General features: G+C 69.7%; 12 protein-coding genes. 3 read left to right on the top strand and 9 right to left on the bottom strand.

Going from position 1 to position 11,157, the window contains the following annotated elements; all coding sequences use genetic code 11:
* Nucleotides 1–5: 5 nt before the first annotated feature.
* From OG858_RS33505 to OG858_RS33530, 6 genes are all read right to left on the bottom strand, one after another.
* On the bottom strand, nucleotides 6–92 hold the full coding sequence (locus OG858_RS33505) for a putative leader peptide (protein ID WP_316731559.1): 87 nt from the start codon (nucleotides 90–92) through the stop codon (nucleotides 6–8).
* Between the two features lie 90 nt (nucleotides 93–182).
* Complete coding sequence (locus tag OG858_RS33510) at nucleotides 183–1,874, bottom strand: FAD-dependent monooxygenase (RefSeq protein ID WP_086747951.1); 1,692 nt, start codon at nucleotides 1,872–1,874, stop codon at nucleotides 183–185.
* A 198-nt stretch (nucleotides 1,875–2,072) separates the two neighbouring features.
* Nucleotides 2,073–3,029 carry an amino acid ABC transporter permease gene (locus OG858_RS33515; RefSeq protein ID WP_327748323.1) on the bottom strand — a complete coding sequence of 319 codons (957 nt, stop codon included), beginning with the start codon at nucleotides 3,027–3,029 and terminating at the stop codon, nucleotides 2,073–2,075.
* Nucleotides 3,026–3,703, bottom strand: coding sequence for an amino acid ABC transporter permease (locus OG858_RS33520; protein ID WP_327748322.1), 678 nt, complete (start codon nucleotides 3,701–3,703; stop codon nucleotides 3,026–3,028). The genes OG858_RS33515 and OG858_RS33520 overlap by 4 nt, the downstream gene beginning before the upstream one ends.
* A gap of 123 nt (nucleotides 3,704–3,826) precedes the next feature.
* Nucleotides 3,827–4,678: a glutamate ABC transporter substrate-binding protein gene (locus OG858_RS33525; RefSeq protein ID WP_328544179.1), complete on the bottom strand. Its 852-nt coding sequence runs from the start codon at nucleotides 4,676–4,678 to the stop codon at nucleotides 3,827–3,829.
* Nucleotides 4,679–4,760: 82 nt separating this feature from the next.
* Complete coding sequence (locus OG858_RS33530) at nucleotides 4,761–5,537, bottom strand: amino acid ABC transporter ATP-binding protein (RefSeq protein ID WP_046705386.1); 777 nt, start codon at nucleotides 5,535–5,537, stop codon at nucleotides 4,761–4,763.
* A gap of 317 nt (nucleotides 5,538–5,854) precedes the next feature.
* On the opposite strand from OG858_RS33530, the gene OG858_RS33535 reads away from it, so the two are divergent.
* Together OG858_RS33535 and OG858_RS33540 are read left to right on the top strand one after the other, a co-directional pair.
* Nucleotides 5,855–6,541: a response regulator transcription factor gene (locus tag OG858_RS33535; RefSeq protein ID WP_037700951.1), complete on the top strand. Its 687-nt coding sequence runs from the start codon at nucleotides 5,855–5,857 to the stop codon at nucleotides 6,539–6,541.
* Between the two features lie 9 nt (nucleotides 6,542–6,550).
* Entirely contained in the window at nucleotides 6,551–7,963 is a 1,413-nt protein-coding gene (locus tag OG858_RS33540; RefSeq protein ID WP_319264420.1) for a HAMP domain-containing sensor histidine kinase, read from the top strand.
* A gap of 53 nt (nucleotides 7,964–8,016) precedes the next feature.
* On the opposite strand, the gene OG858_RS33545 is transcribed toward OG858_RS33540, so the two are convergent.
* Both OG858_RS33545 and OG858_RS33550 read right to left on the bottom strand, forming a co-directional pair.
* Nucleotides 8,017–9,015: a TAXI family TRAP transporter solute-binding subunit gene (locus tag OG858_RS33545; RefSeq protein ID WP_086747956.1), complete on the bottom strand. Its 999-nt coding sequence runs from the start codon at nucleotides 9,013–9,015 to the stop codon at nucleotides 8,017–8,019.
* A gap of 251 nt (nucleotides 9,016–9,266) precedes the next feature.
* Nucleotides 9,267–9,494 carry a peptidoglycan recognition protein family protein gene (locus OG858_RS33550; protein ID WP_256960349.1) on the bottom strand — a complete coding sequence of 76 codons (228 nt, stop codon included), beginning with the start codon at nucleotides 9,492–9,494 and terminating at the stop codon, nucleotides 9,267–9,269.
* A 349-nt stretch (nucleotides 9,495–9,843) separates the two neighbouring features.
* Between OG858_RS33550 and OG858_RS33555 the strand changes: the two genes are divergently transcribed.
* The gene (locus OG858_RS33555; protein WP_327724985.1) at nucleotides 9,844–10,239 is read left to right on the top strand and encodes a pyrophosphohydrolase domain-containing protein; all 396 of its coding nucleotides are present in this window, start codon (nucleotides 9,844–9,846) and stop codon (nucleotides 10,237–10,239) included.
* Between the two features lie 23 nt (nucleotides 10,240–10,262).
* On the opposite strand, the gene OG858_RS33560 is transcribed toward OG858_RS33555, so the two are convergent.
* Entirely contained in the window at nucleotides 10,263–11,156 is an 894-nt protein-coding gene (locus OG858_RS33560) for a hypothetical protein (protein ID WP_319317425.1), read from the bottom strand.
* Nucleotide 11,157: the final 1 nt, after the last annotated feature.

The following is an 11,157-nucleotide window of genomic DNA, read 5'->3' on the forward strand; positions in this document are numbered from 1 at the left end:
CGAATTCAGCAGGACGGACGACACACGCAGCCCGCATAGCGGACGAGGTCCATATGGACCCTCCGCCACAGGCGCGTCGAGGTGTCGGTCACGGACCGGAGTAGACCATGACAGGGCGGAGCGGTCAACTGACCGTCACTATGTGGACACGCAGTGACGGTCGCGCCGACAGGCTCGGGTGTTCAGCCTGAACTCGCGGCGGCCCCGGTCGTCGCGGACTGCTGCTCCCCCACGCCCAGCGTCGCTGCCGCAGCGGTGTACAGGTCGGCCGGGCGTACGCCGCTCAGGGCCGTGACGAGGTATCCGTCGGGACGGATGAGGAGGACGGTGTGGGCGCCCGCGCCCGGGTAGGCCTCGGCGACCAGCAGCTCGGCGTGGTGCGGCAGGGCGGAGACGGCGGCGGCGAGGCGCGGCATGAGCCCGGCGCTCATCCAGTGCTTGCGCTCCCAGACCCCGGTACCCGGCGCGATCAACACGACCAGGAGCGCCCCGCGCCCGAGCCGGTCCCGTAGAGGCACGAAGGAGCCGTCCTCCGCGGTGACCTCCACATCCACGACCTGGGCGCCCGGCAGGGTGTCGACCGGAGTCTCCGCGGCGGCGCGCGGCGGCATGAGCGGGGAATCGGAGTACGCCCCCGGCGCACCGAGTGCCCCGCGCCCCAGGTGGCCGTCCGAAAGGAGTGCGTCGTGGCCCCGGGACGAGCCGGGGACGTACGACCGCAGGCCCTTCGCGCCGCGCAGCAGGGGGAGCACCTGGTCGGCGGCGCGGAGTCGGGTGGCGACGGCCGCGCGCCGTTCCGTCTGGTAGCTGTCGAGCAGGGCCTCGTGCGGGCCGTGGTGCCAGGCCAGGGCCAGTTTCCAGGCGAGGTTGTCGGCGTCCCGCAACCCCTCGTCGAGGCCCTGGGTGCCGAGCGCCCCGAGCAGGTGCGCGGCGTCCCCGGCCAGGAAGACCCGGCCGACCCGCCACCGCCGCGCGAGCCGGTGGTGCACGGTGTGCACGCCGGTGTCCAGCAGGTCGTACGGCGGTGTGGAGCCGCCCGTCCAGCCGGCGAGGGTCTCCCGGACACGGGCCACGAGGAGTTCGGGGGTCACGAGGTCCTTGCCCGGCGGCAGGAGCCAGTCCAGGCGCCAGGCGCCCCCGGCGAGCGGCCGTGCGGTGATCTCCCCGCCGGACGGTCCCGACGTACGCCACGGCGGCATGCGGTGCAGCAACGCTTCTCCCGGCCAGGGGAGTTCTGCGCGGAGTGCCGCCACCGCGTGCCGTTCCACCGCCGTACGGCCGGGGAAGCGGATGTCCTGGAGCTTGCGGACCGTCGAGCGCGGGCCGTCGCAGCCCACCAGGTAGCTGCCCCGCCACCAGGTGCTCTTGGGGCCGCGGGTGTGGGCCGTGACACCGGACTTCTCCTGCTCGATCGCGTCGAGCCGGCTCTCCACGGCGACCTTGACGAGCCGCTCCCCGGCGATGGCCTCGCGCAGGGCGGCGGTCAGGACGTGCTGGGCGATGTGGAGCGGGGGGAGGTCTGCGGAGCCCTCGACGACATCCTCCGGGCCGCCGCGAGCACCCTTCGAGGCCTCCCGGGGCGGGACGTCCGTCACGTCGAAGTCGGTTTCCCCGAAGCGGACCTGACGCATCACCTGCTTGCGCCGCATCGACCGCCATCCGGCCCAGTGGCAGCCGGCCCGGGAGAGTGGGACGCCGGACAATCGTTCCAGCAGCGCGGCCGTGTCCTCGTTCAGGACCACCGTCCGCGCGAGCCGCTGCTCGTCCTTCCCCGGTCCCTCGTCGAGGACCACGGACGGCACCTCCTGCCGCGCCAGCGCAAGGGCGAGCGTGAGGCCCACGGGCCCCGCGCCGACGATGATCACCGGGTCCACGGCGCGGCGCCCCCTGCCCGACGTGACGTCCCGGCGGACGTGGGTGAACAGAAAGTTGGAGCAGGGTGCGCGATCACAGAACGTATGCAACCCATTGCCGGTGCTTGCGTCAAGTGACGGAGGGCAGTGGCGATCATGCCACTGCCCTCCGGGGAGCGAATCGGGGGACATCCTGGGCGGATGTCACCTGAGCATTCGTCAGTTGTCGGTTTTCCTGGGGGGCGTGTCGGTCGACCCCGGGTAGGTGTCGGGCCCGAGCCCGAGACCGATTGCGCCGCCGCCTTCACCGCCGGTCGCCGTGGTACCCGCGATGGCTGCCGCCGGAAGCACCGCCCCGGTCGACTTCTTGCCCCGCCGCAGCCGCTGCTCCAGCCAGCTCGCGAAGCTGGTGATGATGAAGTTCAGGACGATGTAGATGATCGCCACCACAATGAAGCTGGGGATGACGTTGGCGTAGAACGCGGCGAGTGTCTGACGCGAGTTCAGCAGCTCGGTGAAGCTCAGCAGAGCGCCGCCGAGTGCGGTGTCCTTCACGATGACCACGAGCTGGCTGACGATGGCCGGCAGCATCACGGTGACGGCCTGGGGCAGCAGGATGGTGCCCATCGTCTGGCCCTTGCGCAGGCCGATCGCCTGTGCGGCCTCCGTCTGGCCCTTGGGAAGGGCGAGGATGCCGGCGCGAACGATCTCGGCGAGCACCGACGCGTTGTAGAGCACCAGACCGGTGACCACCGCGTAGAGCGGCCGATCCTCGTTGCTGACGCCCGACGAGCGGGCGAAGAGCTCGTTGGCGAACAGCATGAGCACCAGCACGGGGATCGCACGGAAGAACTCGACAACGGCGCCGGCCGGGATCCGAACCCATCGGTGGTCGGACAGGCGTGCGATGCCGAAGAGTGCGCCCAGCGGGAGGGCGATCACCATGGCGAGTGCTGCGGCCTTGAGCGTGTTGGCGAGGCCGGGCAGCAGATAGGTGGTCCAGGCCTCGGACGTGGTGAACGGCTTCCAGAGCTTCCACTCCAGCTGGCCCTTGTCGTCCATCGCCCGCCACACCCACCACGCGAGCAGGGCGAGCAGAGCGACAAAGACCACCGTGAGGATCGCGTTGCGCCGCTTGGCCCGGGGGCCGGGGGCGTCGTAGAGGACGGAACTCATCGCTTCACCGCCAGGCGCTTGCTCAGCCAGCCGAGGAACAGGCCGGTGGGCAGGGTCAGAACCACGAACCCGAAGGCGAAGATCGCGGCGATGAGCACCGTCTGCGCCTCCTTCTCGATCATGCCCTTCATGAGGTAGGCGGCCTCCGCAACACCGATCGCGGCCGCCACGGTCGTGTTCTTCGTGAGCGCGATCAGTACGTTGGCCAGCGGCCCGATGACCGCGCGGAACGCCTGCGGCAGCACGATGAGCCTGAGAACCTGACTGAAGCTCAGTCCGAGGGCGCGGGCCGCCTCGGCCTGGCCGACGGGCACGGTGTTGATGCCGGAGCGCAGTGCCTCGCAGACGAAGGCCGCGGTGTAGGCGACGAACCCGAGGACGGCGAGCCGGAAGCCCTGGACATCGAAGTCGTCGGGCGCGCCCATCGTCATCCGGAAGATGTCGGCGAGGCCGAGCGAGGTGAAGACGATGATGACGGTCAGCGGGGTGTTCCGCACGAGATTCACATAGGCGGTACCGAAACCGCGCATTAGGGGTACGGGGCTGACGCGCATGGCGGCCAGCATGGTTCCCCAGATCAGGGAGCCGATGGCAGAGAAGACGGTGAGCTTGACCGTCATCCAGAACGCACCCAAGAAGCTTGGGTCGTTGTAGTTTGAAAGGAAGTCGAACACTGTCTCCCGCGCTTCCGGGTGTGTGGCGTACGAGGCAGGCGACGCACCGCGCCGCCGCCTCTACCGCACTGTGCGGCGGGCGGCGGCGCGACTACGAGAACCGCGCTGGGTGCGGATGTCCGCTTACTTGATGTCGCCGATCTTCGGGGCGGGCTCGTTCTTGTACTCGGCCGGGCCGAAGTTCTCCTTGACCGCGGTCTCCCAGGCGCCGTCGCTGACCATCTTCTCCAGGGCGGCGTTGATCTTGTCGACGGTCGCGGTGTCGCCCTTCTTGACGCCGATGCCGTAGTTCTCGTTGCTGAGCTTCAGGCCCGCGAGCTTGAACTGGCCCTTGTAGTTGTCCTGCGCGGCGAAGCCCGCGAGGATCGAGTCGTCGGTGGTGACCGCGTCCACGGCGCCGCTCTGCAGGGCGGCGATGCACTCGGAGTAGCCGCCGTACTCCTTCAGCTGGGCCTTCGGGGCGATGTCCTTCTTGACGTTCTCCGCCGAGGTGGAACCGGTCACCGAGCACAGCTTCTTGCCGTTGAGGTCCGTGCCCTCAGAGATGTCCGAGTCCGCCTTGACCAGCAGGTCCTGGTGGGCCAGCAGGTACGGGCCGGCGAAGTCGACGAGCTTCGCGCGCTCGTCGTTGATCGAGTAGGTGGCCGCGATGAACTTGACGTCGCCGCGGGCCAGGGCGTTCTCACGGTCGGCGCTCTTGGTCTCGACGAACTCGATCTGCTTGGGCTCGTAACCGAGCTCCTTGGCCACGTAGGTCGCCACGTCCACGTCGAAGCCGGTGAACTTGCCGTCCGACTCCTTCAGGCCGAGACCTGGCTGGTCGTACTTGATACCGATCTTGATCTTGTCGCCGCCACCGGAACCGGAGCCCGAGCCGCTCTCGTTGCTGCTGCTGTCGTCGCCACCACAGGCGGTGGCCGTAAGGGCGAGGACGAGGGCGGTGGCCGCTGCGGCGGAGACCTTGCGAAGCTTCATGGTGAACATCCTTTGAGTGGAGAAGAGATGCGGACCGTCATGGTGCGGGTGCCGGGGGCGGGAATCGGCGTCGGCGGGGCCGTCAGTGGTGCAGGATCTTCGACAGGAAGTCCTTGGCCCGGTCGCTGCGGGGGTTGCTGAAGAACTGGTCCGGCACAGCCTCTTCGACGATGCGGCCGTCCGCCATGAAGACCACCCGATTGGCGGCCGAACGGGCGAAGCCCATCTCGTGGGTGACCACGACCATGGTCATGCCCTCCCGGGCGAGCTGCTGCATGACCTCCAGGACCTCGTTGATCATCTCGGGGTCGAGTGCCGAGGTCGGCTCGTCGAAGAGCATGACCTTGGGGTCCATGGCCAGCGCCCGCGCGATCGCGACACGCTGCTGCTGGCCGCCCGAGAGCTGCGCGGGGTACTTGTCCGCCTGGGTGCTCACACCGACCCGGTCCAGCAGGCTCCGGGCCTTCTCCTCGGCCTTCTTCCTGTCGGCCTTGCGGACCTTGAGCTGCCCCAGCATCACGTTCTCGAGCACGGTCTTGTGCGCGAAGAGATTGAACGACTGGAACACCATGCCGACGTCCGCCCGCAGTTTCGCGAGCGCCTTGCCCTCCGCGGGCAGCGGCTTGCCGTCGATCAGGATGTCGCCGGAGTCGACCGACTCCAGCCGGTTGATGGTGCGGCACAGGGTGGACTTGCCGGACCCGGAGGGTCCGATCACCACGACGACCTCGCCCCTGGTGATCGTCAGATCGATGTCCTGGAGTACGTGCAACGCGCCGAAGTGCTTGTTGACGCTCTTCAGGACGACCAGGTCGTCGGCCGCGGGCACCGCGTCCTTGACCACCGAAACTTCGGTCATCGCTTTGGGCTCCGTCTTCCTCGGTTTCGGAGGACAGTAGTGACCGGCGACGACCAGCGTCATTACATCTGAGCGAGAATTGAGCATAACGATCTGGTAGCCGGACGGACACGGCACGTGACGGGTCCGCGCGGGCATTCCGGCTGGGTAACGGAACCCGCTCGGAACTCGTACGGCCTTGACGGCGTCCTCACTCATCAGTGTGACTGCGAATGGGGCGATGCGCCCGTGCCCGGGATGCGGATCCGCGTAGTGTGTGCCAGCCGAGACGCACAAGTGACCGAAATAAGAGACCGACCGAGCCGGAAGGGGCCGGAATGAGACTGCTCCTCGTCGAGGACGACAACCATGTCGCCGCCGCCCTGTCCGCGGTCCTGGCCCGGCACGGCTTCGACGTCACGCACGCCCGCAGTGGCGAGGAGGCCCTCCAGGCACTCGTCCCCGAGGGCAACGGCTTCGGGGTCGTCCTGCTCGACCTCGGCCTGCCCGACCAGGACGGTTACGAGGTCTGCGGCAAGATCCGCAAGCGCACCAGCACCCCGGTGATCATGGTGACGGCCCGCGCCGACGTACGCTCCCGGATCCACGGCCTCAACCTCGGCGCCGACGACTACGTGGTCAAGCCGTACGACACCGGCGAGCTCCTTGCCCGTATCCACGCCGTCGCCCGCCGCCGGGCCCCCGACGAGGCCGCCGCCCCCGGCGACAGCGGGCTGCGACTGGGGTCGGTACTCATCGAGCTGCCCACCCGCCAGGTCAGCGTGGACGGCTCGGTCGTCCAGCTGACCCGCAAGGAGTTCGACCTGCTCGCGCTGCTGGCCCAGCGGCCCGGGGTGGTGTTCCGCCGGGAACAGATCATCAGTGAGGTGTGGCGGACCAGTTGGGAAGGGACCGGCCGCACCCTGGAAGTGCACGTCGCCTCCCTGCGGTCCAAGCTGCGGATGCCCGCCCTGATCGAGACGGTGCGCGGGGTCGGCTACCGGCTGGTCGCCCCGACGCCGTAGCGTGCCCGCGTGCGCACTCGTCTTCTTCCGCTGCTCATCATCCTGATGGCCGCCGTGCTGCTGGCCCTCGGCGTTCCGCTGGCGGTGAGCCTCGCGGCGGCGCGGCAACAGGAGGTCGTCGTCGACCGCATCGACGACACGGCGCGCTTCGCCTCCCTCGCCCAGTTCGTCACCGAACGCCCGAGCGGCTCCCGCGTGGACACCACCGACGGCCGCGGCGAGACCCTGCAACGGGAGCTGGAGCAGTACTACAAGGTGTACGGCATCAAGGCCGGCGTCTTCTACCGGGAGCTGAACCAGCTGCCCATGGCCAACGCCCCCCGCGAGTGGGGCAGGCCCACCGAGGGCGAGGGGCTCGCCGCGCTCAAGGAGGCTCTGCTGGGGCGCCGTCCGCACAGCCCGAAACAGGTGTGGCCCTGGCAGGAGGGCCGGCTTGTCGTCGCGTCCCCGGTCATCCATGACGGTGACGTCGTCGCCGCCGTCGTCACCGACTCGCCCACCGATCAGATGCGCTCGAAGATCCTGCGAGGCTGGCTGATCATCGGCGCGGGCGAGATCGCCGCGATGCTCCTCGCCGTCGGTGCCGCGCTGCGTCTGACGGGCTGGGTCCTCAAGCCCGTACGTGTCCTCGACTTCACCACCCACGCCATCGCCTCCGGACGCATCAAGTCCAGGGTGGCGGTGGCCGGCGGCCCGCCCGAACTCCGTCGCCTGGCACGGTCGTTCAACGAGATGGCCGACAACGTCGAGGACGTCCTGGAACAGCAGCGCGCCTTCGTCGCCGACGCCTCGCACCAACTGCGCAACCCGCTGGCCGCGTTGCTGCTCCGCATCGACCTGCTCGCGCTCGAACTGCCCGAGGGCAACGAGGAGATCGCCTCCGTCCGCACCGAGGGCAAGCGCCTCGGCTCGGTCCTCGACGACCTGCTCGACCTGGCGCTCGCCGAGCACGCGGAGTCCGATCTGGGGCTCATAGATGTGGGCGAGCTGACCGCCGAGCGCATCGCGTCCTGGTCGCCGCTGGCCGACGACAAGGGCGTGACGCTGGTCGGCACCTGCCCGGCCACCACGGCCTGGGCCGACCCCATCGCCCTGTCCAGCGCCTTGGACGCGGTGATCGACAACGCCCTGAAGTTCACGCCCGCCGGGGAGGCCGTCGAGGTGCGGGTCACCTCGAACGGTGAATCATCCACGGTCGTCGTCACCGACGGCGGGCCAGGCCTCAGCGACGAGGAACTGGAACGGGTCGGCGACCGCTTCTGGCGCAGCACCGCGCACCAGAACATCAAGGGATCGGGCCTGGGGCTCTCCATCTCCCGGGCGCTGATCGCGGCGGGTGGCGGTTCCATCTCGTACGCCCACCACAAGCCGCACGGGCTGCGGGTGACGGTGACGGTGCCCAGAGCGCGTCCGCACGTCTGAGGGAGGTCTTCCAGGGGCTTACGGGCTCAGGGGTGGCCTCCCGAACCGACGTGCTACGGCTTCACCGACAGGTAGTACGCCTTGGCGCCCTTGTGCAGGGGCAGCGGGTCCGTGTAGATGGCGGTGCGCAGGTCCACCACCTGGGCCGCGTGGACGTCCTTGCCGATCTTGTCCCGGCTCTTCAGGACCACGCGGGTCAGCCACTCGGTGAGCCTGGGGTCCAGGTCCTTGCGGGTGATGAGCAGGTTCGCCACGGTGAGGGTGGGCACGGAGTCCTTGAGAATGGTCGGGTACGCGTCGGCGGGCATCACGGACGTCCGGTAGTGACTGAAGACGAGGCCCTGGTTGTGCAGAGCCGTCACCAGGTCGCCGCGGATCGGGACGAACCGGAAGCCGTACTTCTGCTCCGTCGCGAGGTTGGTCAGACCCCTTGTGGGCAGTCCGCCCGACCAGAAGAAGGCGTCGATCTTGCCGGTACGGAGGGCGTCAGGACTCGTCGCGATGGTGTCCGGCCGCGCGTCGATGTCCTTGTCGATGTCCAGCCCGTCCGCCTCCAGCAGACGTTCGGCTATCAGCCGTACACCGGACCCCTCGGGCCCGACGGCGACCCGCTTGCCCTCCAGCTCCGAGATGTTCTGGATGGTCGAGTCGGCGGGGACGACCAGTTGCACGTAGTCGTCGTACAGTCGCGCCACGCCCCGCAGCTTTTCGGCGCCGGGCCGGCCCTCCTCGATGTACGTCTGCACGGCGTCGGCCGCGGCGATGGCGAAGTCGGCCTTCCCGGTGGCCACTTTGCGGACATTGTCCTGGGAGCCCTCGCTGCCTACCAGATCGACCTGCAGGCCTGGCATGTCCCCGGCAAGGGCGTCCCGCAGCTGCTTGCCGTACTGCTGGTAGACGCCCCGGTCGGCTCCGGTATTGAACGTGATCGTCCCGCTCGGCGGCTCCTCGCGCGGCCACAGCCACCACGCGAGCAGCCCGAGGACCACCAGCGAAGCCACCGAGCCCAGCAGCGCCTGCCGCGTGCCGATGCGTGGGAGTACCTGGACCATGCGCGAAATCCTGCCAGGTCACCGGACGGGCGGCCAGGACCGGACCCATCCGGTGCGAGGCTGTGACCTCAAGGGGCGGGGAACCGCGGTCAGCGGTCAGCGGTCAGCGGTCAGCGGTCAGCGGTCAGCGGCCGGTGGCCGGTGGCCACGGCCGTGCGGAGCCGTTCCAGCTCCCGGTGGCCGGTGGCCACGGCCGTGCGGAGCCGTTCCAGCTCCCGGTACATGACCTCGCCCGGACACTCGGTCGCCAGTCAGTCCCGGTGGCCGCTGATCTCCGCGACCTCCTTCCGGGTGCCGTTGACCGGGTTCGTGTACGTCACCCGGGCCTGCGGGTCGACGCCGTGCTGCCGGACCAGGACCTTCACCGGTCCGGTGGGCGAGGCGCGGGCGGCTTCCCTCGGGCCCTGCCAGGTGAAGGTGCCCAGCAGGGCGATGCCGAGGTTGCCGGAGTTGAGGCCGCCGACGTGGAAGGCGGTCACCAGCCTGCCGTCGGCGTCGTGCGCGGGCAGGCCGTCGTCGGAGCAGCGGCCTCGTGGATACGGCCCTCCTCCTCGTCGATCAGGAAGTGGTAGCCGATGTCGGAGGGGTCACCCGGGACTCGGCCCGATGGGCGGGGGAGGTGAGGGGAACGCCCACGACGGTCCTCGAGCGCTTGGGGTGGTACATGAAGACACAACGGAGAGCGCGGAGCGGAGTCACCGCTTCCGCCCGTGCCCCCCACTCTGACCCAATGTCAAAGATCCGCTGCACAAAGGGACTTGAGGTGCCAGGATCGTGTGGGACGGACAGAACTGTCGGCGTGGGGCGACCGGTCGGTAGGGTCGCCGGATGAGTTCCTCTCCCGCTCGCCTGGTCCGCGAGTTCCACCGGGCCTTCGGCCTCGACGCCCGTACCGCGCCCACCGAGGTCTCGCCCGAGCTGGCCGCCCACCGCGGCGAACTGCTGGCGGAGGAGGCCGCGGAGGTCGCCGAGGTGGCCGTCGACGGCCCGCTCGACCGGCTGGCCCACGAGCTGGCCGACGTCGTGTACGTGGCGTACGGCACCGCCCTCGTCCACGGCATCGACCTCGACTCGGTGATCGCCGAGATCCACCGCGCCAACATGACCAAGCTGGGTCCCGACGGGCGGGTGTCCCGCCGGGACGACGGCAAGGTGCTCAAGGGGGACCACTACCGGGCGCCGGACGTGTCGGCGGTACTGCGGAAGCAGGGCTGGACCGGCTGAGCACCCCGGGACCGGACGGGTGGTCAGAAGCGGCCGGAGAGGAACTCGTCGTCCGAGTCGGCCGTGACGGCGGTGACGGTGTAGAGATCGCGGCCCGCGTCCCGCTTGCCCTGGGCGTGGTTGTACTGGACCTTGAAGACATAGGTGCCGGGGGCGAGCGTGATCCCCGACTTCAGCGTGATGACGTACCCCAGCTGGTCGCTGGTGGAGTTCTGGCCCACGGCCACCTTGTCGCCCAGGGAGGTCCAGGCGCCGGTGCTCGACACACCGCCGGTCTGGATGACGCGGACGACGACCTTGAGCGAGGTCAGCGGCTCGGTGGACTTGACGGTGATGGTGCTCTGGTCCCAGAAGTCGTTGGAGTCGGCCTCCACGCTTCCGTCGGCCCACAGGGGGGCGGCCGTCGCCTGCGACTCGGGGTTCTTGGTGGTCGTGCTCTTCTCTCCGGTGCCGGTCGAGCCGGTCGAGCCCGAGGTGGCGCCCGTCGTGCCGCCCGTGCCGGACTTCGTGTCGGCGTCCGGCGCCGAGTCCGCCGCGCCGCCCGCCGCCGTCCCGGCGCCCGCTCCACCGGAGACGGGGACGTAGACGACATCGGGGCCGTCCTCGCCCTTGCCCTTGTCCCGCTCCTGCGGCGACGGGACGGCGGCCGCCTTCCTGGTTCCGCCCGAGGAGGATTTTTCCTCGGCGGGCCCCTCGGCCGCCGTGGTCACCTTCTCGGCGGAGCCGCTGTCCCAGTCGATGGCGGCCACGGCCATGGCGGAGCCGGCGATCACCAGGACCGCGGCGGCCGAGCCTCCGACCGCGTTCCACACCCGGCGGCCGGGCAGGAAGCCGCGGAGCGGGGTGCGGGTCTTGCGGGCGAAGAGGTCGGCGAACTCGCCGTCCCTGTCGTCGCTGTGGGTGGGCGTGTGCGGCATG

This window comes from Streptomyces europaeiscabiei, from assembly GCF_036346855.1.
GTDB lineage: Bacteria > Actinomycetota > Actinomycetes > Streptomycetales > Streptomycetaceae > Streptomyces > Streptomyces europaeiscabiei.